25 protein-coding genes and 1 pseudogene are annotated in these 23,113 nt (G+C 38.4%); 22 read left to right on the forward strand and 4 right to left on the reverse strand.

The annotated features are described in order from the left end of the window. Positions 1 to 55 precede the first annotated feature (55 nt). From greA to mtnN, 3 genes are all read left to right on the forward strand, one after another. Positions 56 to 544 carry a transcription elongation factor GreA gene (gene greA / locus ACIQXI_RS02245; protein ID WP_402921203.1) on the forward strand — a complete coding sequence of 163 codons (489 nt, stop codon included), beginning with the start codon at positions 56 to 58 and terminating at the stop codon, positions 542 to 544. A 109-nt stretch (positions 545 to 653) separates the two neighbouring features. Continuing rightward, positions 654 to 1,316, forward strand: a complete 663-nt coding sequence (locus ACIQXI_RS02250) for a YrrS family protein (protein WP_402921206.1) — start codon at positions 654 to 656, stop codon at positions 1,314 to 1,316. A 174-nt stretch (positions 1,317 to 1,490) separates the two neighbouring features. Then, the gene (gene mtnN, locus ACIQXI_RS02255; protein ID WP_402921209.1) at positions 1,491 to 2,183 is read left to right on the forward strand and encodes a 5'-methylthioadenosine/S-adenosylhomocysteine nucleosidase; all 693 of its coding nucleotides are present in this window, start codon (positions 1,491 to 1,493) and stop codon (positions 2,181 to 2,183) included. 382 nt (positions 2,184 to 2,565) lie between these two features. On the opposite strand, the gene sigK is transcribed toward mtnN, so the two are convergent. After that, positions 2,566 to 3,273: an RNA polymerase sporulation sigma factor SigK gene (sigK, locus tag ACIQXI_RS02260; RefSeq protein WP_402921212.1), complete on the reverse strand. Its 708-nt coding sequence runs from the start codon at positions 3,271 to 3,273 to the stop codon at positions 2,566 to 2,568. An 85-nt stretch (positions 3,274 to 3,358) separates the two neighbouring features. After that, positions 3,359 to 3,859 (reverse strand): CDP-diacylglycerol--serine O-phosphatidyltransferase, encoded by a 501-nt coding sequence (gene pssA, locus ACIQXI_RS02265; protein WP_402925623.1) that lies wholly within the window; start codon positions 3,857 to 3,859, stop codon positions 3,359 to 3,361. Between the two features lie 136 nt (positions 3,860 to 3,995). Between pssA and ACIQXI_RS02270 the strand changes: the two genes are divergently transcribed. The 13 genes from ACIQXI_RS02270 (at position 3,996) to ACIQXI_RS02330 (ending at position 14,419) form a co-directional block, all read left to right on the forward strand. Continuing rightward, positions 3,996 to 4,778, forward strand: coding sequence for a phosphatidylserine decarboxylase (locus ACIQXI_RS02270; RefSeq protein WP_402921215.1), 783 nt, complete (start codon positions 3,996 to 3,998; stop codon positions 4,776 to 4,778). Between the two features lie 36 nt (positions 4,779 to 4,814). Further along, positions 4,815 to 5,336: a YqeG family HAD IIIA-type phosphatase gene (locus tag ACIQXI_RS02275; protein ID WP_402921218.1), complete on the forward strand. Its 522-nt coding sequence runs from the start codon at positions 4,815 to 4,817 to the stop codon at positions 5,334 to 5,336. Further along, positions 5,333 to 6,436 carry a ribosome biogenesis GTPase YqeH gene (yqeH, locus tag ACIQXI_RS02280; RefSeq protein WP_402921221.1) on the forward strand — a complete coding sequence of 368 codons (1,104 nt, stop codon included), beginning with the start codon at positions 5,333 to 5,335 and terminating at the stop codon, positions 6,434 to 6,436. The genes ACIQXI_RS02275 and yqeH overlap by 4 nt, the downstream gene beginning before the upstream one ends. Before the next feature lie 175 nt (positions 6,437 to 6,611). Then, positions 6,612 to 7,442 carry a shikimate dehydrogenase gene (gene aroE / locus ACIQXI_RS02285; RefSeq protein ID WP_402921224.1) on the forward strand — a complete coding sequence of 277 codons (831 nt, stop codon included), beginning with the start codon at positions 6,612 to 6,614 and terminating at the stop codon, positions 7,440 to 7,442. A gap of 5 nt (positions 7,443 to 7,447) precedes the next feature. Further along, entirely contained in the window at positions 7,448 to 7,750 is a 303-nt protein-coding gene (gene yhbY, locus ACIQXI_RS02290; RefSeq protein ID WP_402921227.1) for a ribosome assembly RNA-binding protein YhbY, read from the forward strand. Positions 7,751 to 7,759: 9 nt separating this feature from the next. After that, positions 7,760 to 8,350, forward strand: a complete 591-nt coding sequence (locus tag ACIQXI_RS02295) for a nicotinate-nucleotide adenylyltransferase (protein WP_402921230.1) — start codon at positions 7,760 to 7,762, stop codon at positions 8,348 to 8,350. Continuing rightward, positions 8,319 to 8,891, forward strand: a complete 573-nt coding sequence (gene yqeK / locus ACIQXI_RS02300; protein ID WP_402921233.1) for a bis(5'-nucleosyl)-tetraphosphatase (symmetrical) YqeK — start codon at positions 8,319 to 8,321, stop codon at positions 8,889 to 8,891. Before ACIQXI_RS02295 ends, yqeK begins: the two co-directional genes overlap by 32 nt. After that, a complete protein-coding gene (gene rsfS / locus ACIQXI_RS02305; protein WP_340823538.1) occupies positions 8,888 to 9,232 on the forward strand; it encodes a ribosome silencing factor in 345 nt (114 codons plus the stop codon). Before yqeK ends, rsfS begins: the two co-directional genes overlap by 4 nt. A 1-nt stretch (position 9,233) precedes the next feature. Further along, positions 9,234 to 9,974 (forward strand): class I SAM-dependent DNA methyltransferase, encoded by a 741-nt coding sequence (locus ACIQXI_RS02310; RefSeq protein WP_402921236.1) that lies wholly within the window; start codon positions 9,234 to 9,236, stop codon positions 9,972 to 9,974. Between the two features lie 184 nt (positions 9,975 to 10,158). Then, positions 10,159 to 10,683, forward strand: a complete 525-nt coding sequence (locus ACIQXI_RS02315; protein ID WP_402921239.1) for a GNAT family N-acetyltransferase — start codon at positions 10,159 to 10,161, stop codon at positions 10,681 to 10,683. A gap of 120 nt (positions 10,684 to 10,803) precedes the next feature. Next, on the forward strand, positions 10,804 to 11,445 hold the full coding sequence (locus ACIQXI_RS02320; RefSeq protein ID WP_402921242.1) for a helix-hairpin-helix domain-containing protein: 642 nt from the start codon (positions 10,804 to 10,806) through the stop codon (positions 11,443 to 11,445). Between the two features lie 116 nt (positions 11,446 to 11,561). After that, a complete protein-coding gene (locus tag ACIQXI_RS02325; protein ID WP_402921245.1) occupies positions 11,562 to 12,131 on the forward strand; it encodes a ComE operon protein 2 in 570 nt (189 codons plus the stop codon). Positions 12,132 to 12,139: 8 nt separating this feature from the next. Then, positions 12,140 to 14,419 carry a DNA internalization-related competence protein ComEC/Rec2 gene (locus tag ACIQXI_RS02330; RefSeq protein ID WP_402921247.1) on the forward strand — a complete coding sequence of 760 codons (2,280 nt, stop codon included), beginning with the start codon at positions 12,140 to 12,142 and terminating at the stop codon, positions 14,417 to 14,419. A gap of 32 nt (positions 14,420 to 14,451) precedes the next feature. On the opposite strand, the gene ACIQXI_RS02335 is transcribed toward ACIQXI_RS02330, so the two are convergent. Next, complete coding sequence (locus ACIQXI_RS02335; RefSeq protein WP_402921250.1) at positions 14,452 to 14,589, reverse strand: YqzM family protein; 138 nt, start codon at positions 14,587 to 14,589, stop codon at positions 14,452 to 14,454. Between the two features lie 168 nt (positions 14,590 to 14,757). On the opposite strand from ACIQXI_RS02335, the gene holA reads away from it, so the two are divergent. Next, positions 14,758 to 15,768, forward strand: coding sequence for a DNA polymerase III subunit delta (holA, locus tag ACIQXI_RS02340; RefSeq protein ID WP_402921253.1), 1,011 nt, complete (start codon positions 14,758 to 14,760; stop codon positions 15,766 to 15,768). Positions 15,769 to 15,825: 57 nt separating this feature from the next. Then, positions 15,826 to 16,860: an acyltransferase gene (locus ACIQXI_RS02345; protein WP_402921255.1), complete on the forward strand. Its 1,035-nt coding sequence runs from the start codon at positions 15,826 to 15,828 to the stop codon at positions 16,858 to 16,860. Between the two features lie 287 nt (positions 16,861 to 17,147). On the opposite strand, the gene rpsT is transcribed toward ACIQXI_RS02345, so the two are convergent. Next, entirely contained in the window at positions 17,148 to 17,396 is a 249-nt protein-coding gene (gene rpsT, locus ACIQXI_RS02350; protein ID WP_402921258.1) for a 30S ribosomal protein S20, read from the reverse strand. A 163-nt stretch (positions 17,397 to 17,559) separates the two neighbouring features. Between rpsT and gpr the strand changes: the two genes are divergently transcribed. From gpr to ACIQXI_RS02370, 4 genes and pseudogenes are all read left to right on the forward strand, one after another. Next, positions 17,560 to 18,576: a GPR endopeptidase gene (gene gpr / locus ACIQXI_RS02355; protein ID WP_402921260.1), complete on the forward strand. Its 1,017-nt coding sequence runs from the start codon at positions 17,560 to 17,562 to the stop codon at positions 18,574 to 18,576. A gap of 51 nt (positions 18,577 to 18,627) precedes the next feature. Beyond that, positions 18,628 to 19,491: a stage II sporulation protein P gene (spoIIP, locus tag ACIQXI_RS02360; protein WP_402921263.1), complete on the forward strand. Its 864-nt coding sequence runs from the start codon at positions 18,628 to 18,630 to the stop codon at positions 19,489 to 19,491. A 592-nt stretch (positions 19,492 to 20,083) separates the two neighbouring features. Beyond that, positions 20,084 to 21,949, forward strand: a complete 1,866-nt coding sequence (locus ACIQXI_RS02365; RefSeq protein ID WP_402921266.1) for an acyltransferase family protein — start codon at positions 20,084 to 20,086, stop codon at positions 21,947 to 21,949. 976 nt (positions 21,950 to 22,925) lie between these two features. Beyond that, a pseudogene (locus ACIQXI_RS02370) lies at positions 22,926 to 23,042 on the forward strand (excalibur calcium-binding domain-containing protein); the annotation flags it as partial. Between the last annotated feature and the right edge of the window lie 71 nt (positions 23,043 to 23,113).

A 23,113-nucleotide genomic window follows, 5' to 3' on the forward strand; every position in this document is an offset into this window, starting at 1 on the left:
AAGCATTTGATCGAGTTTTGTGTTTTTATATTGATGAAATAAGGAGTGAAGTACTTTGTCAAACGAAAAACAGTACCCAATGACTGCAGAGGGTAAACGAAAATTAGAAGAAGAATTAGTAAAATTAGAAACAGAAACACGTAAAGAAATCGTAGAACGTATTAAAATTGCACGTGATTTCGGAGATCTTTCTGAAAACGCTGAGTACGATTCAGCAAAAGAAGAACAAGCCTTTTTAGAGGGTCGTATTTCTACATTAAAATCAATGATTCGCAACGCGGTCATTATTACTGAAGATGAAACAGACAACAGTGTAGTTTCTCTTGGGAAAACGGTTACATTCGTTGAACTTATCGATGGTAAACCAGCTTCTGATGAAGAATCTTATACGATTGTCGGTTCAGCTGAGGCAGACCCAATGGAATTCCGCATCTCGAATGAATCACCAATTGCCAAAGGCTTACTTGGCAAAGCAGAAGGTGAAGAAGTAGTAGTACAAACACCTGGCGGCGAGATGAAAGTAAAAATTCTTTCAATTAAATAATTACAGTTGTACAAGCAGTTAGCTTCTCTTTCTTAGGGGAAGCTAACTGTTTTTATTTTGCAAGCGGAGTGGAACTTGATAGAATAATGGCTAGAGAGGGGGAGACTTCATGAGTGAACGACAAACACGAAGCAGTCGTCATTTACAGCCATCTCGCAATAAAAAGCTAGATAAAATATTGAATGTTTTAATTGGCATAGTCATAATACTGATTGTTTTAACGGCAATGTATGTGTTTAAGTGGCAAGATGACGCACAAGATGACGTGAACGAGGAAGCGGTTCAGGAGCAAAAGAACGACGATGGTGACAAGGAACCTCCAACAAAGAATGATAGCTCAGATAAAGACGATCAGCGAACTGAGGATGAGCAATCTGGTGAGGAAGACCAACAATCAGAGGAAGAACAGCAACCTGAGCAAAATACGGCAGTAGAAACAACGTCAGACGATCCTATCGTGGAGCGTGTTGTGACAGATAAAAATTGGAAACCAACGCCTACAACGCAAACAGGTGCCCATGTGTCATCATATGATAGTCAATCTGTGGATTGGGCTGAGAAGCTTGCGACTGTTACTGCTGTTACCGGTATTACAAATGATAATATGATTGTTTGGCGTGTGCAAAATAATGGTGGTGCTAATAAAGCAATTGCGACGGTTTCTACAAAAGATAAAAGTGAGATGTATCGTGTCAGCATGGAATGGATTGATAACGAAGGCTGGCTACCTGTGAAACTAGAACAATTGAATACGTTAGAAGGGGCCTATTAACGAAAGTGGCTGATTTTAATATTTTTATCTTTATTGACTAAAAATGTGCTACCTTTAATAGTGCAACAATCGCTTGATGTTTTATTGATTGTGAAGGATGAAGCAAATTCAGATGCCGATTTGACAATGGCATCAATTAAGTAAGTAGGATACTAGAAGGGAAGAAATGAATTCATGAAAATCGCAGTTATTGGTGCAATGGAAGAAGAAGTGGAGTTATTACGTGCATCTTTGGAGGATGCGTCAAGTACAACCATTGCAGGCAGTGAATACACAACAGGGACGTATGAAGGAAAAGAAATCGTTTTATTAAAAAGCGGTATTGGCAAAGTCAATGCGGCAATGTCTACAACAATATTATTGCATGAATTCAAACCAGATGTAGTAATTAATACGGGTTCTGCTGGTGGCTATGATGAGTCACTAGAAGTAGGGGCAGTTGTGATTTCTGATGAAGTACGCCATCATGATGTCGATGTCACGATATTCGGTTATGAAATTGGTCAAATGGCTGGTATGCCTGCTGCTTTCCAATCAGATGCTAAGCTAATGAAAGTGGCAGAAGAAGCCGTAAAAGCAGTTGGAGAACACCAATATGGTATTGGTTTAATTTGTTCAGGCGATGCTTTTATGAATGATCCTGTACGTGTGGAAGCCGTGCGTCAACATTTTCCTCAAATGAAAGCTGTTGAAATGGAAGCGGCCGCTGTTGCTCAAGTATGCTATCAATTCGGCACACCATTCGTTGTTATTCGCGCATTATCAGATATTGCCGGAAAAGAATCGAACATCAGCTTTGATGAGTTCTTACCAGTAGCAGCGAAGCACTCTACACAAATTGTCTTAAAAGCGATTGCCTCTCTCTAAATTTACATGAAATAGACAAAATCAACAGTTTAAGAGTGAGAAAAATCACAGTCGTAACATCTCTGCAATGCTACAATGGCAATAATTAATGCTCTTCATAGTTAGATGGGAGGTATTTATGATGCTATTTTTAACAGCAGGTGTTGTCATCATTACGATGCTAATCGGTACGCTTATTTCGGCTGAGCTTACAGATACGACTCATTAATCCTGTTTAGAAAGCTCCTTTGAGGCTGTTAAAGCTAAAAAGGAGCTTTTTGTTGTCAAAGAAACTACCGTGAAATACGACGGCATAGAAGGGCTGTGAGGCCCTAGTTGGCCGGAGGAAAACAATTTCATAATTTTCGACATTGAATTTTTATGAATAACACATTACAATAAATTACTCAATAGACTTTTGATCTCTTTTGTAAAATTGATAGAGTTTAATGAGTGCTCGCTTTTCAATGCGAGATACATAACTTCGAGAAATATTTAAACGGGCAGCAATTTCTTTTTGTGTTAAGGCATCGTGTTGATTTAAGCCATAGCGGAGTGTGACAATTTCAAGCTCACGGTCATCCAGCATATGCAAATATTGATACAGCTGTGCAACATGCTCTTTATGTTCTAATTTTTCTGTTGCACTTTCTTCATCCAATTGTAGCATGTCACCTATTTGCAATGCATTGCCATCTTTATCGGTACCAACTGGTTCAAATAAAGATACATCCTTTTGTACTTTTTTCTGTGTCCGTAAGTGCATTAAAATTTCATTTTCAATACAGCGAGCTGCGTACGTAGCGAGGCGTGTTTTTTTATCAGGGGTATAACTTTCAACAGCTTTCATCAGACCGATTGTACCAATGGAAATATAGTCATCGAGTTGCTCATGCTTTGGATGGAATTTCTTAACCACATGTGCAACTAGTCGCATATTGCGCTCGATTAAATCAAGACGCGCTTGCTCATCACCACCTAAAAATCGTTCAATACAAGCAGCTTCCTCTTCTTTAGAAAAGGGTTTATGGAATGTTTGCCCCTTTAAGTAACCGAATAGTGCAGGGATTTCAAACCATAACTGCAACATAGAAGTAAAAATTCCGCTCATTGAATGATTTCATCCTTTCCCCATTTTTCGACAGTATATGTTAAGAAACGGCGTTCAATGAAAAAAAGTGCAACAGCAAATGCTGTTACACTTTTTTTAACGTGAATGTACTAATCATTAGTAACGCTAAAATGGGAAGAAAGAAAAGATAAAAAGCTGGGTGGAACGTATTTGACGCAAAATACGTTAAAGTTAATAGCGTACCAGCAGCTGTAATCGGTAGCCCAGTAAAATAACCGTTTGCTTCACTAATGTTGAAGCGAGCTAATCGCATCGCACCGCAGACGATATAAAGAACGGTCATCATCATGCCCGCGAAACCAAAGTCTACGAGCACAACTTCATACATTAATAATGCAGGTGCTACACCAAATGATATAATATCACTCATAGAATCTAATTGTTTACCTAACTCAGACACTTGTCCGAGCGCGCGCGCTACTTTCCCATCATAACGATCGAGAAGAGCAGCAATAAAGATAAACAAGACGCTATAGCTATAGTATTCATGTAAAGTGGCCATTATAGCCGCGCCACCAAAAGACATATTACTAATAGTAATGAAGTTTGCTGCGTGCGATTTCATTTTCTTAACCGTCGTATCCACCAACTTGTGATAAAAAAACAAGGCGGATCACTCCTTTGCACTTAAGATATTGTACCATTATACTTCGGATGCGAAAAAATTGACAGTCTAATTTAATCGATAGGGGTTTTGCTTTATGAAAGAAAAACTATACCAACGCTTAATAGAATTAACGAATGGCAAACAATCTTCCCAGCTTTTACAAACTATTGCTAAAGCGAAGTGGAGTAAGCGAATAATTCCAAGCTATATGAAAATATACGATATTAACCTTGAAGAAGTTTCAAAAAAACCGCAACAATTTTCAAGTTTGCATGATTTTTTTACAAGAGAGCTTTTAACGGATGCACGACCAGTTGACCAAAATCCTTTAGTCTTCACGAGTCCAGTGGATGCAAAAGTGGAATCATTCGGACGCATCGAATGGGATATGACTTTTCTTGTCAAAGGCAAGCCATATGCCCTGGAAGATTTACTAGGCAATAAAGATCGCGCTGCACAATATGCTGATGGACATTTTATTGTATTTTATTTAAGTCCTGCTGATTATCATCGTATCCATAGCCCAATTGATGGCACAGTTTTACGCCAATATACACTTGGCCAAACATCTTTCCCAGTCAATCAGCTTGGACTGACATATGGCAAAAAGCCAATTTCCCACAACTATCGTCTTGTAACAGAGTTAAAAGTGGCAAATGAGCAGCATGTGGCCTTTATAAAAGTCGGTGCTACCTTTGTTAACTCAATCGTGCTGACAAATACATCGGCGCAATGGCAAAAAGGTGAAGAAGTCGGTTATTTCTCCTTTGGTTCAACAGTCGTGATGCTATTTGAAAAAGATGCCATTACATTTACGGATAATGTTGTGCAAGGAAGTCCAATTCGCATGGGTGAAGCCTTTGCAAATATGCTATAATGGTCGAATAATACGTTTAGATTAGGGGTCGCTATTTTGTATAATTTTTTATTACCAGATGAATTTGTGACAAGCATTTTTGAAATTACACCAGAAAAGCTTCAAGAACTAGGCATTAAAGGGATTATTACAGATTTAGATAATACCCTTGTGGAATGGGATCGTGCAGATGCCACAGAAGAGCTCATTATTTGGCTACGTATTATGAAGGAAGCAGGTATTCGCATTATTATTGCATCGAATAATAAAGAAGCACGCGTAAAGCATTTTGCTGATCCGCTTGAAATTCCTTATATTCATAAAGCGAGAAAGCCTCTTCGTAATGCCTTTTACAGTGCCGTAATACAATTAGGATTACGTCCAAATGAAGTAGTAATGGTAGGAGACCAGCTATTAACAGATGTAATGGGTGCCAACCGTTTAGGACTGCATACTATTTTAGTAAAACCAGTTGCACAATCGGATGGGCTCGTAACAAAATTTAATCGTTTCGTTGAGCGTCGTGTGTTCAATGATTTAAAACGTAAAGGAATAATTACTTGGGAGGAAAAAGAATGAACGAAATGCCAAATTGTATTGGCTGTGGTACGACAATTCAAACAGAAGATAAAACAGCAGTAGGGTACGCACCCCCATCATCATTAGAAAAAGACGTGGTCATTTGCCAACGTTGCTTCCGTTTGAAAAATTACAATGAAATTCAACCTGTGTCATTAACAGATGACGACTTTCTACGTATTTTAAATGGTCTTGGAACACAGCAAGGCTTAATCGTAAAAATCGTTGATATTTTTGACTTCAATGGTAGCTGGTTGCCAGGGCTGCATCGCTTTGTTGGCAAAAACCCAGTGCTATTAGTAGCAAATAAAGCCGATTTACTACCGAAATCAGTAAAACCGAAAAAGGTTATTAACTGGCTTAAACGTGAGGCAAAGGCATTAGGCTTACAACCAATAGATGTGCTACTAGTTAGTGCACATAAAGGCAAAGGAATGGCTGAAGCTATGGAGGCTATTGATCAATATCGCAATGGCCAAAACGTTTACGTAGTAGGTTGTACAAATGTCGGGAAATCCACGTTTATTAACCGCGTCATCAAACAGGCTACGGGTGAAGGAGAAGTTATTACTACCTCTCATTTCCCTGGTACTACATTGGATATGATTGAAATTCCACTCGATGATGGTAGTGCATTATATGATACGCCTGGGATTATTAATCACCATCAAATGGCACATTATATTGATGCAAGTGAACTAAAATATATTATGCCCAAAAAAGAAATTAAGCCGAAAGTGTATCAGCAAAATCCAGGTCAATCGTTATTTATTGGTGCACTTGCACGCTTTGATTTTATACAAGGTGAACGTTCAGCATTTACAATCCATGTGGCAAATGATCTGCCAATCCACCGCACAAAGTTAGAAAAAGCCGATGCGTTATACGCAGAGCATAAGGGTGAATTACTAGCACCGCCAACTGCAGACTTTATCGACAAGCTACCAGAATTAGTTCGTCATGAGTTTTCAATTAAAGAAGCAAAAACAGATGTTGTTTTTTCTGGTCTTGGTTGGATTACAGTACAGCATGCCAATGTCGTCATTGCTGCATATGCGCCAAAAGGTGTACAAGTATCCATTCGTCCATCACTTATTTAACGAGCTGCATCCTTCATGGCGGTAAAGTGAAGGATGCATGTCTAATGCAATAAACAACTGTGAATGCCCACGATTACATTTTATTAAGAGCTTACCCGAGCAGGCTCGAAAAATTGAATGCAATTTATGCAAGGGTATTTCATGATAGAGATAAGAAGAGAAGAGGGTCTAGGACATGAAGAAGTGGTTTGCAGTCATTGGCGATCCGATTGAGCATTCTAAATCACCAGCAATGCATAATAGTTGGTATGAGGAAATGGCAATCGATGCTACTTATATTCCAGTACATGTGACATCAGATCAGTTAGAGGCAGCTGTTGTTGCTTTAAAAACTTTAGGTGCAAGTGGTTGGAATGTAACCATTCCGCATAAAACAGCAATCATTCCTTATTTAGATGAGCTAGATGAGTTAGCGCAAAAAATGGGCGCGGTCAATACCGTTGTACGCACACGAGATGGTAAGTTAAAAGGTTACAATACAGATGGACTTGGTTTTGTGCGCTCACTAGAAGAAGCGGTCGGCCAATCCCATAAAGACAAACCCGTGCTGTTAATTGGAGCAGGCGGAGCAGCCCGTGGTATCGCCTTTGCCATGCAACAACAAGGGTACACGAATTTAACGATTGCCAACCGTACAGTGGGCAATGCACAGGCAATAATTGATGAATTAGGAACAGGGCGTGCAATTTCTTTAGCGCAAGCGGAGGAATCGTTAGCTGATTTTGGTATTTTAGTCCAAATGACGTCAGCTGGCTTAGTGACAGGTGATTTTTCAATGCCGTTTTCATTGAATCGACTAACAAAAGGCGCAATTGTTGCAGATATTGTGTATAATCCATTAATGACGCCTTTTTTACAAGCGGCTGTGGAAAAAGGAGCGACTGTAGTAACAGGTCTTGGTATGTTCGTCCATCAAGGTGCGATTGCGTTCCATTACTGGCTCGATGAATATCCAAATACAAATTCAATGATTGTGCAATTAAAAGCGCAATTAGGAGGACAATAATTTTTATGTTAACAGGTAAACAAAAGCGTTTTTTACGTGCAGAAGCACATCATTTAACACCGATTTTCCAAGTAGGAAAAGGCGGCGTGAATGACGAAATGACAAAGCAAATTCGTGAAGCATTAGAAGTACGTGAGCTTATTAAAGTGCGTATTTTAGATAACTGTGAAGATGATAAACATGAAGTGGCAGAGGCGCTTGCGAAAGGTGCACATGCTGAGCTAGTTCAATTAATTGGTTTAACAGTTGTTTTATATAAAGAATCACGTAACAACAAAAAAATTGTGTTACCAAAAGCAGCGAAATAAGGTGAAACGATGAAGAAGGTCGGTTTACTTGGCGGTACGTTTAATCCACCACATATTGGGCACCTAATGATGGCAAACGAAGTATTTCATGCATTAGGATTAGATGAAGTACGTTTTTTGCCAAATGCACTTCCACCTCATAAACAAGCTCCCCATGATGCGAGTGATGCGAAGCGGTTAGAAATGGTAGAACGTGCCATTCAACCATATGCGCAATTTCGTGTAGAGCCGTATGAGGTTGATAAGGGAGGCGTATCCTATTCATATAACACACTTGCTGCATTATGTGAAAGGGAGCCTACTGTTCAGTTTTACTTTATCATTGGTGGGGATATGATTGATTCACTTCATACGTGGTATCGAATTGACGAGCTGGTGAAGCTTGTGCAATTTGTTGGCGTGAAGCGTCCAAGAACAGAAGCCCGTACGGAGTACCCGGTATTAATGGTGGAAGTACCCCAAATCGATTTATCGTCTACACTGATTCGTGACCGCCTTGCTACTGGTAGAACGGTAACGTTTTTACTGCCAGAAGCGGTAGAGACGTTTATACGAGAGGAAGGTCTTTATGGAACGCGAACAGTATCTAGCAGCGATTAAACCTCGCATGCCTGAGAAACGTTATATTCATACAATGGGTGTAATGGAAACAGCCATTGCATTAGCGAACATCTATGGTGAGGACGAAAAAAAGGCTGAAACAGCAGCTATTCTCCATGATATTGCCAAGTATGCTGATATCGACTGGATGGAGCAAATCGTTCGACGTGAAAAATTAGATCAACAGCTGATTGGCTGGGGCAGCGAATTACTACATGGACCAGTTGGCGCGTTTATTGCTGAAAGTGAATTTGGCATTACGGATGAAGATATTTTAAATGCCATCCGTTTCCATACGACTGGACGTGTAGCAATGAGTCGACTAGAAAAAATCCTTTTTGTCGCAGATATGATTGAACCGAATCGAAAATTCGAAGGTGTAGAACATCTGCGCAAAAAAGCACAAAAAAATTTAGATAAGGCAATGAGTGCCTGCATACGTCATACTTTAGCGTTTTTAATTGATACAAAGCAGGCTATCTATCCGCTATCTATAGCATGTTACAACGATATGATGAAAAGAGAGGACAGTGAAGGATGACTTCAACTTTATTACAAGCAGCTTACAAAGCAATCGACGACAAACATGGTGAGGATATTGTCGTTTTAAATATGCAAGGTATTTCACTTTTAGCAGATTACTTTATCATTGCACACGGAAATTCAGATCGCCAAGTACAAGCGATTGCACGTGAATTACAAGATGTAGCAGTGAAAGAGGGGCATGAAATTCGTCGTGTTGAAGGCTTCGATGGCGCACGCTGGATTTTAGTAGACCTTGGCGATGTTGTTGCACACGTATTCCACAAGGATGAGCGTGCTTATTATAACTTAGAGCGTCTATGGGGCGATGCACCACAATTAGACGTACCAGAGGCGTAAGTTGAGTAGCTATGAGCGTTTTGCGCATGTTTACGATGAGCTGCAAACGGATATTCCATATAATCTTTATGTGGAATGGATTAAACAACATGCGCCAAGCGAACATTTTCCAAAGCTTTTGGATATTGGCTGTGGCACTGGTGTGCTTGGTCTTCTACTAGCAAATGCCGGCTATAAAGTGAGTGGCATTGACTTGTCGGAAGATATGCTTGCAATTGCGGCTGAGCGATTGACAGAGGCAGGTTTACAAGTACCGTTATTTTGCATGTCGATGCATGAATTGGATGGCTTTGAGGCTCTGGATGTTGTAACGATTGCCATTGATTCACTCAATTATGTGATGGAAGAAACTGCTGTTTATACAACGTTAGAACGAATTTTTCAATCTTTGCGTCAAGGTGGTCAACTGTTCTTCGATGTCCATTCTTTATATAAAATGGATGACATTTTTTTAGACGGGCCATTTACGTATGATGATGGAGATATTAGCTACGTATGGCATACAGAGCAAGGGGAATATGAACATTCAGTGGTTCATCAAATGACGTTTTATGTGCGAGATGCTGCAAGCAATTTGTATGAACGTTTTGATGAGGAACATAACCAACGTACTTTTCCTATTGAGCAATACATGACATGGCTTCGTGACATTGGCTTTACAGATGTAGAAGTTACAGCTGACTTTACAGAAGAAGCCCCTGAGTATGACAGTGAACGTATTTTTATACGTGCAGTGAAATAAAAAATAATATGAAACTTGAAAGCAAACAAGCTGTTTGCCTCAGGATTGATGTAAATGGAAGTTCGGCATTGTGCCGGACTTTTTTTATGCTTTAAATTATAATTTAGCATTGTTATAACAAGTATTTAGTCGTACTATAAAGATGAAGTTCCATAAAAAGTAAAATAACAAACGGGGCGAGGAAATGGAATATAAACTTTTTTCAAATGAAATTGAAGATTTGAAAACATTTATGTTAACGAATAGTTGGGATTATCATATTCATAGAAAAATTAAAGAGGAAACGATACAACAAATGGTTGACGACGGGTATTATCAAAACGGAAGAGAATCATATTGGATGATTGACCACGATAAAAAAATAGGCTTTATTTGTATTGAAGATATAGAAGATTCCATCGTAACATTCGATATAAGGTTAGATGCAACATATAGGGGACAAGGCTATGGCCATCATGCGCTCCGTTGGCTGCAAAATTATCTTTTTGGAGAAAAGGATAAAATCCGGATAGAGGGTTATACAAGAGTGGATAACTTAAGCATGCGGAAATGTTTTACGAAAGCGGGTTTTGTAAAAGAAGGATACTTAAGAAGTGCGTGGGAAAATGCAGATGGTAGCGTTACAGATGGTATTCTTTATAGTGCTATTCAGTCGGATTGGCAAAACAATACTATAACGGCTATTAAACTGAATGATTTTGCGTTCTAAAATTTCCTTGTAGGAAGGATTTTTTAGCTCATGACATCATATATCTTTTCAATAAATGCGTGATAGTATATCATAAAGTTAACTCCATATGATTACCTTTTGCAACGAAAGGATGGTACAATGTTCCAATCTTTATGGCAAAAGTATAGAAAAAGTGTGCTGCTCCCTAGCATACTTGGCATCAGTGGACTTTGTTACTTCTATTTTTCGAGTATTGACTCTTCACCTCCCCAAGAAGAGCTCATCGAAACAATCCAACCTACAGAACAACTAGCGTTAACAGAACCTGCCGAAGAAGAAGCGGTCGTACAGCGGGTACTAATTGATATAAAGGGTGCAGTATTGCATCCAGGCGTCTATGAACTTATGCCTGAACAACGAATTATTGATGCAGTTCAGCTTGCAGGTGGCTATAGCGAGGATGCTGATCCACGTCTTATTAACCATGCCCAAAAAGTGCAAGATGAAATGGTGATTTATATACCTGTAAAAGGTGAAAAGCTCGATGAAGCATTAGCTAGTATTCATTATGCTAATTTTAGCGAAAGCCAGACGACAACAACGCACAATAAGGTCAATGTCAATAAAGCTGATGATAAGGAACTGACAACTTTAGCAGGTATTGGCCCATCTAAAGCGCAAAGTATTATTGCGTATCGTGAGGAAAATGGTCACTTTCACACGATAGAGGATGTCAAAAAAGTGACAGGAATTGGCGAAAAAACATTTGAAAAACTGAAGGATTCAATCACAGTCAACTAAATTAGCCTGTGTGGTTGACGACCCTTTTCCTAAAGGGCTACACTATAGTAGAAAAGTGACTGCTGCAGTGATGCACAGTTTGTTAAAATTTTGTAATCAATTTTGGAGGTAGTCATATGGAGCGTATTACTTGGGATCAATTTTTTATGGCACAAAGCCATTTACTCGCGTTACGTAGTACTTGTACAAGACTAGCAGTCGGTGCGACGGTTGTACGTGATAAACGTATTATAGCAGGAGGATATAACGGCTCAATTACTGGTGATGAACATTGTATTGAAGAGGGTTGTTATGTTGTTGACAATCATTGTGTGCGTACGATACATGCAGAAATGAATGCTCTTCTACAATGCGCCAAGTACGGTACGCCAACAAAAGGGGCGGACCTGTATGTAACACATTTTCCTTGTCTACCATGTACAAAATCAATTATTCAGGCTGGAATTGAACGGGTTTATTATGCAACAGATTATAAAAATAATCCATATGCTCAAGAATTATTTAAAAAAGCAGGCGTAGAGGTATTACATGTTCCGTTTGAGGAGCGAAAAATTGACTTTTTAAGAAATGAAAAATTAGATTTGTACATAGACATGCTAAATGCGTTACGTGAAAGTGGCATGCCGGCTGAAAAATTGCTCCCTTATGAACAGAAGGTGAGTGCATTATTTGGCAAAATACAATAAAGCATAAAATGATATATATAGCACTAGCTGTTCTTGTTGCCTCCTTAGCGGCACACAAGACAGCTTGGCTATTAGCTTGTATGCTGTTGTTAGTGTTATGGCTTACTTTAAAAGGTGAGACCATGTTTATTTCAGCACTCGTTGTAAGTGTTGGACTTCTTACTTTCTTCTTTATTACTTCCATTCGATTGACGGAACCATCCTCTTTACCGTCAACTTTTCAATTAACTTGGACAAGCGATTATAAGATAAATGGTCAGCGACTTAGTGGATTTGCAAAAACTGAGTCAGGTGAAAAACTCTATGTTATGTATACATTGTCTTCAGAGCAAGAAAAATATTATTATGAAAATACATCGATTACAGGGTTTACCTATCGTGTACAAGGTGAACTAATTGCTCCTAATCCGCCTGCACATCCATATGCCTTTTCCTTTGAAAAATATTTGGAGAGTAAAGGTGCAAGGGGTATTTATGAAGTGAAGAACTGGTCGTTGGTGTCGAAAGAAAAATCACTAGCCATCATTCTTGCCCATTATAGATGGCACTTAAAAAACCATATTGAGACTACGTTTCCACCATCCCTTGTAGCAGAGGCACAGGCGTTGCTTATTGGTTTACGGGATCATGTAGATGAAGAGCTTCAGCGGGCATATCAAAAGCTTGGCATCACGCATTTATTTGCGATTTCTGGCTTACATGTAGCCATCGTGTCTTGGTTGTTTCATGAAAGTTTATTACGTTTGGGTATTCGAAAAGAGATGGCCACAATAGTCTTACTCATTGTGTTACCTATGTATGGTGTACTAGCGGGCGGAGCACCATCGGTAGTTCGTGCTGTCTCTGTTGTGGAACTAGTGTTGCTAATACGCTTTACAAGATGGCAGATGCCGGTAGATGATGCACTCGCAATTAGCTTTATTGGCTTTGTCTTACTCGAGCCAAGTGTTATTTTTCAGATTGGCTTCCAGCTATCCTATTTGGCAACCGCTAGTCTTATATATTCAAATGTAATTTTGCAAGATCGACATTGGTTAAAAAAATCATTTTTCATAACTTGTGTATGCCAACTACTTGTTTATCCGCTACTCTTATATTATTTTTACGAACTATCCATTGCAGCATTTTTTGCAAATATTATCTTTGTGCCGTTATTTTCTTTTGTCGTTCTACCAATGAATATGCTTTTACTGATAATGACAATTTTCTCAAAAACTTTAGCACAACTTTTATTTGAAGTATATGAACCAATGCGAAGTTGGCTAACGGAGGTAATTTTATTTTTACAAGCTTTGCCGTTGCAACTATGGACGCCTGGCAAACCAACATTATGGCTTGTTTGTGTGGCTTTTATCAGCGTACTTCTGAGCTTCTATTTTTTAGAAGCTAGACAGTACAGCAAAGTAGCTATTGCGCTCATACTACCTGCCCTTTGCATTCATTTTGCCCCGATGATCAATAACGAAACGAGACTGACATTTTTAAATGTAGGTCAAGGCGATTGTACGGTTATTGAATTACCGTTTAGAAGGGCTGTATACGTGGTGGATACGGGCGGTGTATTGCGACATAGGCAAGAGGCTTGGAAGGCCTCAAATCGGCCCTATGAGGTCGGTAGACAGATTGTGGTCCCGTTCTTAAAAGGAAAAGGCATTCGCCAAATAAATGTTTTGATTCTCACACATCCAGATGCAGATCATGTAGAGGGAGCAGAAGAAGTGCTGGAGGAAATTACAGTGCGTGAAATCCATGTGACGCCAGGCTCTCTGGATACACCAGCAATGCAAGATTTATTAGCGGTAGCGATGACACAAAAAGTACCTGTAAAGGAAAAAATGGAAGGGACGTCATGGCGTGTTGGCTCTGCAAATTTCCACTATATATCCCCCCGAGATACCCATTATGAGGGCAATAATGATTCCATTGTATTATTTATGCAGCAAGGAAGGTTCCGTGCACTTTTAACAGGCGATTTAGAAGAAGCTGGCGAGCGACAGTTATTAACACGATATGGAAAGCAATTAGCCAATATTACGTTATTAAAGGCAGGGCATCACGGTAGTAAAACATCTAGCAGTGAACCATTTATAGAGCACCTGCAACCCAAATTAACCATTTTCAGTGCAGGACGTAACAATCGTTATAATCATCCGCATGAAGTCGTTGTCGAACGTTTTAGGCAACGTCAATTAGCGACGAAAACCACGGGTATAGATGGAACGATAGAAGTAATGTTTGATGGTGATCATTGGTATACTCAGACAGAAAAAGACCTTGTCCATCAGTGAACAAGGTCTTTCTCATTGGTATAAAAGGTAGCTTACATGCTGACGAAGTCTACTATTACTGCGATGATGAACATAACAGTGAAGACCCCAAAAGATACGCCGAAACCAACGCCTGAATCGATAGCGTCGTTGCGTTTGCATTGTATATTATTACCTTCAAATGGATTCATTGTCATCCCTCCAATTCTGTTATTTATTATAAGACATCGTTTTCATAAAAGCTATATCGAAAAGATGAATTCCCAACTATGGCAAGGAATGGACACAATTTAGCTCAACGTCACATTGCAAACTAAATCATGTATACTAGTAGTATTGCTATATGGAGGTAAAATATTATGATTTCAACGGTTTGGAACAAAATAAAAAAAGGTGAGCTGGCACCAGTTTATTTAATTATTGGTGAGGAAAGCTATTTTATAGATGAAACAGTAAAGCGTTTAAAAGAAGCACTTGGCACTGAAGAAGAAATCGAAATGAGCACTTTTGATTTGGCAGAAATGCCAGTGGATGTCGTACTTGATGAAGCAGATACTATTCCATTTTTTTCAGAGCGCAAGCTTGTTATTGCGAAAAATGCATCGTTTCTTAAAGCGACTGAAAAAGGGAAGGAAAAAATCGACCATGATGTGAAACGTTTGGAGGCATGGCTAGCCAACCCTTCAGATTTTTCGGTAACGGTATTTATTGCACCGTATGAAAAACTAGATGAACGTAAAAAAGTAACAAAAATGATGAAAGAGCATGCTTTTGTCATCCAAGCAGAAACGCCAAAAGAGCAAGATTTGGCAGTATGGATTCAAGGGCTTGTCAACGCACATGGCAATACCATTACGCAAAGTGCTATTGAACAACTTGTTTCAATGGTTGGTTCAAACATGTTACAACTACAAATGGAAATTGAAAAATTAACTTTATACGTAGGGGACGGCGGAGAAATAACAACAACGTTAGTTGAGGATTTAGTGGCGAAAACACTCGAACAAGATGCCTTTAAAATGTTAAATGCCTATTTTGCCAATGACCCTGTAGCAGCATTGTCGATTTACCATGATTTATTGCGCCAAAAACAAGAGCCAATCATGCTTGTTGGGCTTCTCGCCTCGAATGTACGAACGATGTCAAATGTGTTTTACTTACTGAAAAAAGGTTATCACCCACAGCAAATTGCCAAAAATTTAAAAATCCATCCTTATCGTGTCAAGCTAATGGTAGAGCAGCGCAATCGTCCATCTGAAGAGAGTTTGTTAAAGGCATTGTACCAATTGGCAGAAGTAGATTTACAGTTAAAAACAACTGGAGGCAATCGTGAGCGCTATTTAGAACTATTTTTACTACGACAATTGTAAAAAATATTAACTTGTTGGGCATGAATGGATGTATAATGTCGTGGGGGGTTTTTGAACGTGCAAACACGAATTCAGTACATGGATAGCCTACGAGCAATTGCCATTTTAGGCGTACTACTTTTACATGCTGCGACTCCTTATGTCGTACTTTATGACAAAATAGCAGTTTTTGATTGGCAAACAGGTATTGTGTACAATGCCTTATCTCGATGGTGTGTGCCCATTTTTTTAATGATTAGCGGAGCACTTTTACTTGGACGCAAAGAAGAGCCATTGGGTACTTTTTTTAAAAAGCGTGCCAATAAAATTTTACTGCCTTTCATTGCATGGTCCATTATTTATTATGCATGGGCAACGTATATGTGGAATCCTGGCTATTCCTTGAAAGAGTTTTTGATTATGTTTTTTAATAATCAGATATACTATCATTTGTGGTATTTTTATGCGCTTATAGGTATTTATCTGCTAGCGCCTGTTTTTAATATTTTCGTTAATCATGCCTCGAAACAAATGATAGGCTATGTGGTTGTTCTATGGATAGTGTTTTATGGGATATTCCGCTATTATTCGTATATTGTGAGCAATGAATTTACATTGTTTTTCCCGCTAAGTGAATATATCGGCTTCTTTTTACTTGGCTACTATTTAGCAAAATTTGAGCTATCAGCAAAATGGCGTATCAGTATTTACTTATTAGGCATTGTGGGGGCTGTTGAAACAATTTGGCGGACAATGGCATTATCGGAGCAACAAGGACAATTTTCAGGCTATGCTTATTCTTACTCTAGTCCAAATGTGATAATTATGAGCATCGCACTTTTTGTATTTGTGAAATATTGGGTTAATCGTAAAGTGGCTAGTGGAAGTTATCAAACAACTAAGATTACCAAGCTAATTGGGCAAACAAGCTTTGGTGTTTACTTGGTACATGCCATGATTCTTGATAAAGTCAGACCTTACTTTTTTGAAGGAAATGAGCTGTTTGTCAAGCCACTTTTCGCCATTCCATTACAAGTAGTAATAATCTTAGTAATTTCAACAATCATTGTATGGTTGATACAAAAAATACCATACCTAAATCGGCTAATTTAGCAGTACAGATTGTATCTTCTGTTTTCATTAGCATTTTCTATGACGTGAAAAACGCGGGTTCACTTTAAACTGCAACCTAAGTTGTTCACATCGAAGTATGCTTGAATTTTTATTTAGAAATTTAGCGTCTACTTGATACAACAGGACAATAAAAAATCCACTTTGCTATTAGTAGGTAATGTACGATGTTGTCGCCCTTACATTTACCGATATAGGCAAGGTGGATTTTTTAGGTAGACACGAAAAAAGACCAGTTTACTCCGAAGAGAAACTGATCTTATAAACACTTACGCTTTTTTAGCTAGGCGAGACTTTTTACGAGCCGCCGCGTTTTTGTGGATAAGTCCTTTTGAAGCTGCTTTATCTAAAGATTTGTAAGCTGCTTGTAAAAGTTCTTGTGCGTTTTCAGCGTTAGCAGCAACAGCGTTTTCAGCTTTTTTCACTGTAGTACGCATTGCAGATTTAGCTTGAGAGTTAGCAATGTTAGCTTTTTCGTTAACTTTTACGCGTTTAATCGCAGATTTAATGTTTGGCATATCTTTCACCTCCTAAAATAGGTACGAGATGATATCTTCTCATTGATTTCGTGTGTCAATACAACAAAAATCATTTTAACAAAGGCTAGGCTAAATTGCAATAGATAAATGCAAAGAATATTTACTTGACAGTTTGAACAAACTACAATTTGAGGTGAACTGAATGCAAAACTTAAATTGGCAGCGTACTGATTTAATTGATGAATCGGAAGAAGTCGTTTTACATCAAACGAAAGAACAAAAAGACACACTGAAACAATCGAGTGGAATTCAAATCGAAGATCGCACTGCTGGCCGTGTCAAAATAACGGATGTACAAGTAGATGCTGAAGGTGAAGAGCAAATAGGCAAGAAGGAAGGGAAATATATAACCCTTTCTATACCAACACTTACGATAGATGATCATGATGGATTTGAACAACTTGAAAAAGCGTTGTTGGCAAACTTTAAAACATTACATGAATCAATTTCCTGGAAGGAAGATGATAAAATTTTAATTATAGGTCTTGGCAATCGAACGATTACACCCGATGCCATTGGACCATATGTGATCGATCATTTGCATAGTTTAGAGCAAATCGATGATAAATTTGTTATGTATGCACCTGGCGTTACAGGACAAACAGGTTATGAAACAGGTGAATTTGTTGCAGCAATAGCAGAACGTCTGCAACCAAAACTTATTATCGTAGTAGACGCATTGGCGACTAGAGCAAGTGATCGCCTATGTAAAACTATTCAACTTACAGATACTGGCATACATCCGGGCTCAGGTGTCGGCAATCAGCGGAAAGAAATTTCGTATGAAATGCTTGGTATACCTGTTACCGCTATCGGTATTCCAACTGTTGTTGACGCACCCGTTTTAATTGCCGATGCAGTAGAAGTAATGTTACGCTCCATTGCTGCACGTGTAGCAGAACGAGGAAAGCCATCATCTAAATTATCCTTATCTTCTTGGCGACCAGATATAAATAAAGAACTTGATATGTCCCTTGTAACACCTATTTTTGGTGAATGGGCAACATGGTCAAAAGAAGAACGTCAGCAGCTTTTTGAAGAGACATTTGCCGCTTCCCATTCACAGTTAATGGTCACGCCAAAAGAAGCGGATTATTGGATAGACAGGTATGCAACACTCATTTCAACTATGCTAACAAAATGGGCAAACGATCTATAAATTCATCGTTCTAAAAGACACATCCCCTCCATACGATAAGGGGAGGAGGGTGTGACTTTGCTAAAAAAACTACAATGGTCAATTGGTCTATTATTGTTCTTTTTCGTATTACCAGTCATTGCTGGGCAAATTCCGTTCAACAAGCAAGCATCGACTCCGATTAAACAACCAGAGGATAAACCAGTCGTGTATGCCGCTACTAATTTGCCTGAACAAACAGTATTAGAGTTGACGAACGAGCAAACGAATGAGCAGACGAACGTGCAGGATCCATTTAAAGTTTTATTGTTATTTACGCATTCACAAGAAGCCTATCAGCCGATGGTGAAAGCAGCTAGCGGGAAAGCAGAAGTTTATGATGACAAAACAAATATTTTTAATTTACAAGATGCAGTATCCAAGCATTTTAGCATGAACGGTATTCAAACAGATGTATTAGATGTCGATGTGATGAAGGTAATGAAAGCGGAAGGCAAAACATTTCCGCAAGCCTACAACACTGTACGCCCTTATTTAGAAAAACGTTTACAAGAACAATCGTATAATTTAGTCATCGATTTACACCGAGATTCGGCTAGGCGAGATGCGACAACGATTACCCACAACAATGAATCTTACGCACGTATTGCCATCGTCGTAGGAGCCGAACACAAAAACTACAGATGGAATACTGCCTATGCAGAAAGTCTGTCTGCTGCTATGAATGACATTGTGCCTAAGGTTTCAAGAGGGGTTATTTCGAAAAGTGGGGATAATGTCGATGGTCGTTATAATCAAGATTTAGCAAAAGAAATGATTATAATTGAATTAGGTGGAATCGATAATACGGAAGAAGAATTAAATCGCACAATTGCTGTTATTGGCAAAGCGATTGCAAAAACTTTTGTGACAGAATCTAAAGTCGCTTCATCTTAATAGTAAAGATAGTGTATGTCGATTTACAAGGTAATAAATCAGATCGCTCTATCCAAGCGATTTCTTCGTAGTTGTCCACTACCGAAAATAGTTTGATAGTGTCAATAAAGGGTAATGAATGGTAAGTGAGGGGGCAATTGATAAAAATACCTGAAATTTTTTATTTCTAGGTCTTTCATTTGTTTTTACCTTGCATTATACTTTTCAAGTCAGCTCATACGCCTTATTGAATCGGGCGATTTTCGATTGTGTACATCAATGAAAAAAACCGCTTCAAAAGCATCTACCATTATGGGCAGATGCTTTTTTTCGTTGACTACAATAGTGCAAATTTTTAAATTATCAGTGAAATTATATTATATACATATGATTTGTAGGATATTAGAGAATTTTAAAGCGTATCAAGGAGCATAAATTCCTCCAAAATAAATTTTTTTGCTTTAGAAAATGGTTAACCTTTTTAGTTAGCTCATTCGTCTTTAAGTATAAGTAATGGAATAAGGGAGAAAAGGGGCAGAGGCTAGGCGTTAGACGAACAATTTTAATAACTAAACAATGTTAAAAAGGCTTTATTTTTATTGGAGGAAACAGCATGTTAGGCAAGACATTGAATCATCGTTATATCCCTGGATTAGATGGGATTCGAGCTTTAGCAGTGTTAGCTGTTATTGCTTATCATTTTAACTTTCGATGGGCCAGTGGAGGATTCCTCGGAGTTGATATTTTTTTTGTTTTATCAGGTTACTTAATCACCTCAACGATTTTACCGTTGCCAGGGGAACAAGTAACAATCAATTTGCGTAAATTTTGGATTGGCCGTTTTCGACGACTAGTTCCAGCTGCATACGTGATGATTATGACCTCTTTCGTATGGGTCATGCTATTTCATAAAGAACTACTAAATACTTTACGAGGAGATGCCCTATCCTCCATTTTTTATTCTAGTAATTGGTGGTTTATTTATCACAAACTATCCTATTTTGATAGTTTCGGGTCGCCTTCCCCTTTGAAAAATTTATGGTCTTTAGCTATTGAGGAACAATTTTACGTAGTATGGCCACTTGTATTAATTATTGGACTATCCATCTTTAGAAAACAGAGTAAATTTTCAAATCTGATTTTCATTGGCGCACTTTGTTCAGCAATGCTTATGGCGATGCTGTATCAACCTGGCTCAGATCCAAGTCGTATTTATTACGGCACAGATACACGGTCTTTTGAATTATTAATCGGTTGTTGGCTTGCCTTCGTGTGGCCAATGAAAAGGCTGTCGACTAACAAGCTCTCGACAAAGCATGTTTATGAACTTAATAGCATAGCTGTGATTACCTTTCTTATTTTTATTGGAAGTATTTTATTCGTAGATGAATACCAAGCATTTTTATATAGAGGTGGTATGTTTCTATTTTGTATTAATGCCGCTCTTTTAATTGCTTGTGTATGTCATCCTGCTAGTTATGTAGGGAAATTACTATCCTGGAAGCCATTGTGCTGGATTGGTTCAAGATCATACGGTATTTATCTTTGGCATTACCCAATTATCGTCCTCGGTACGCCTGTATATGAAATCGGCAATCCTGCATATGGGCGTGTTGCTCTACAACTAATATTGATAGTATTGCTTGCTGAGATTTCCTATCGTTTGATTGAAATGCCGATACGTAAACAAGGTTTGCGAGCATATTTTAAACAATATTTGGTCATCAATCCTAACAAATGGCGCAACTTTTCGATAGCTAGAAAAATTGCAAACGCTATGCTTGCTCTATTTTTACTCGTATTTTTTACTGGTATAACAGGGATAGTGGGCGAAGCACAACAAACTTCAAAGGAAAATTATCCAACTGATATTAAAATAACTGGTGCACAACAGGATACAGTAAAAAATGCGCAACACCAAAATCACAACGATAAAGAAGTAGAAATATCTAAGGAACAGAAAGATGAAACAGTTAAAGGCGAGCCGCAAGATACGCCATTGAAAGAACCGTATAAAGAACTACTAGCAATCGGGGATTCTGTAATGATTGATATTGCTACGCGTTTACATACGCTATACCCTAACATCACAATTGATGGCAAAATCGGTAGACAAGTTTCACAAGCAGTCGACTTGATTCCAAGTTATACACGTTTTAATCAAGAAGATAAAGCAGTTATTATTCAACTAGGGACAAATGGATACTTTACGAATGAGCAGATAGACAAACTCCTAGGGGCTTTTTCGCAAGCTGACATTTACTTAGTAAATACCCGTGTACCACGTCCGTGGGAAGCAAAAGTAAATACGGCATTAGCGAGTAAAGCACAGGAATATGCCAATATTACGTTAATTGATTGGCATACTGCTGCCCTGAATCACCCTGAGTATTTTGCTCCGGACGGTGTCCATTTAGAACCACAAGGGATTGAAGCTTTAACTAATGTTATTCAACAAGCAATTGAAGCGCAAAGTTAGATAATCAAGTGCAAATGCCACCAAAAGCTGCTTAAACACCACGAAACACAGTATAATTGCCACCAAACCTTTGAGATACGTAAAGACGAGCAACTCCAATGAGTTGCTCGTCTCTTTTTTATAATTCCATTGTTATAAAATATATTTATATCAATTATAAACCATTTATGTATAATATTGATTGGTAGGGATTGTTACATTTTTTTTGCTACATATGAAAAACAAGAAAGGAGAGATACAAATGAAAATAAAAATATTCGTCATGATGCTGACTTTATTGCTAGCATTTACATGCCATTTCGATAATGCGCATGCCAACACATTTAAAGAAGTGAAGGTTACAGACTCTTTAACGAAAGTATATGAAAAACCAGATGCTTATGCAAAAGAGCTTGGAACTATAGAAAAAGGATCTTTTGTTATCGTTATTAGCCAACATAACGCTTTTGCACGGATTGCTTATTTAACTAGCGAAGATAAAATGATGGATGGCTATATCTCGAATGCAGTACTCGATGATGCACCGTATAGCATTAAGATCGCTAGCTCAAAAAGTGGCTTAGTTGTAAAAGAAACGCCGTCATTAAAAGGCAATACTGTCGCGACATTACAACATAAAATGGTCGTAAAAGATTTTGGAACAGCGAGAGAAGGTTGGTCTTTTGTCCAATATGGCAATGTCATTGGTTACGCAGCGACTAATTTTATGAGTAAATCTCAGCCTGTCACAAAATATGTTGTATCGACTAGCCTTATTGTGAGAAACATCGCAAGTCCTTCAGGTATGCAAGTAGGAGAGCTATCGAAAAATGAAGAAGTAGCTGTACATTCTACAATTGCAGGCTGGTCATACGTGACGACTTCTGCTTATGAAGGTTATGTTGTGGATGCCTATTTAAGCTTAAAAAATCCTTCAACTACGGCAACTAATAAACCAGGTGGCTCTTCTAACGTTCATCATTCTAATGGGAATAAAAGTTATAAAAATTGTACAGAACTTCGTAAAGATTACCCAAATGGAGTAGGATCTGACCACCCTGCCTATCAGTCTAAACATGATCGAGACAAAGATGGCTGGGCATGTGAAAGATAATCCGTTTAATCTATGGAAGTGACGAGCATTATTGTACACATACTTGCCATAATTTATAGGTTTCTAGAAAA

This window comes from Lysinibacillus sp. NPDC097195, assembly GCF_044762075.1.
GTDB lineage: Bacteria > Bacillota > Bacilli > Bacillales_A > Planococcaceae > Lysinibacillus.

Excerpts from the sequence above, each read along its gene's own strand:
- ACIQXI_RS02295 (WP_402921230.1), top strand. The coding sequence starts at position 7,760 with ATGAAGAAGGTCGGTTTACTTGGCGGTACGTTTAATCCACCACATATT.
- yhbY (WP_402921227.1), top strand. The coding sequence starts at position 7,448 with ATGTTAACAGGTAAACAAAAGCGTTTTTTACGTGCAGAAGCACATCAT.
- rpsT (WP_402921258.1), bottom strand. The coding sequence starts at position 17,396 with ATGCCAAACATTAAATCTGCGATTAAACGCGTAAAAGTTAACGAAAAA.
- holA (WP_402921253.1), top strand. The coding sequence starts at position 14,758 with ATGATTTCAACGGTTTGGAACAAAATAAAAAAAGGTGAGCTGGCACCA.
- ACIQXI_RS02335 (WP_402921250.1), bottom strand. The coding sequence starts at position 14,589 with ATGAATCCATTTGAAGGTAATAATATACAATGCAAACGCAACGACGCT.
- mtnN (WP_402921209.1), top strand. The coding sequence starts at position 1,491 with ATGAAAATCGCAGTTATTGGTGCAATGGAAGAAGAAGTGGAGTTATTA.
- ACIQXI_RS02320 (WP_402921242.1), top strand. The coding sequence starts at position 10,804 with ATGTTCCAATCTTTATGGCAAAAGTATAGAAAAAGTGTGCTGCTCCCT.
- rsfS (WP_340823538.1), top strand. The coding sequence starts at position 8,888 with ATGACTTCAACTTTATTACAAGCAGCTTACAAAGCAATCGACGACAAA.
- ACIQXI_RS02325 (WP_402921245.1), top strand. The coding sequence starts at position 11,562 with ATGGAGCGTATTACTTGGGATCAATTTTTTATGGCACAAAGCCATTTA.
- ACIQXI_RS02270 (WP_402921215.1), top strand. The coding sequence starts at position 3,996 with ATGAAAGAAAAACTATACCAACGCTTAATAGAATTAACGAATGGCAAA.
- pssA (WP_402925623.1), bottom strand. The coding sequence starts at position 3,859 with ATGAAATCGCACGCAGCAAACTTCATTACTATTAGTAATATGTCTTTT.
- ACIQXI_RS02250 (WP_402921206.1), top strand. The coding sequence starts at position 654 with ATGAGTGAACGACAAACACGAAGCAGTCGTCATTTACAGCCATCTCGC.
- yqeK (WP_402921233.1), top strand. The coding sequence starts at position 8,319 with ATGGAACGCGAACAGTATCTAGCAGCGATTAAACCTCGCATGCCTGAG.
- gpr (WP_402921260.1), top strand. The coding sequence starts at position 17,560 with ATGCAAAACTTAAATTGGCAGCGTACTGATTTAATTGATGAATCGGAA.
- ACIQXI_RS02330 (WP_402921247.1), top strand. The coding sequence starts at position 12,140 with ATGATATATATAGCACTAGCTGTTCTTGTTGCCTCCTTAGCGGCACAC.
- sigK (WP_402921212.1), bottom strand. The coding sequence starts at position 3,273 with ATGAGCGGAATTTTTACTTCTATGTTGCAGTTATGGTTTGAAATCCCT.
- ACIQXI_RS02365 (WP_402921266.1), top strand. The coding sequence starts at position 20,084 with ATGTTAGGCAAGACATTGAATCATCGTTATATCCCTGGATTAGATGGG.
- yqeH (WP_402921221.1), top strand. The coding sequence starts at position 5,333 with ATGAACGAAATGCCAAATTGTATTGGCTGTGGTACGACAATTCAAACA.
- aroE (WP_402921224.1), top strand. The coding sequence starts at position 6,612 with ATGAAGAAGTGGTTTGCAGTCATTGGCGATCCGATTGAGCATTCTAAA.
- ACIQXI_RS02315 (WP_402921239.1), top strand. The coding sequence starts at position 10,159 with ATGGAATATAAACTTTTTTCAAATGAAATTGAAGATTTGAAAACATTT.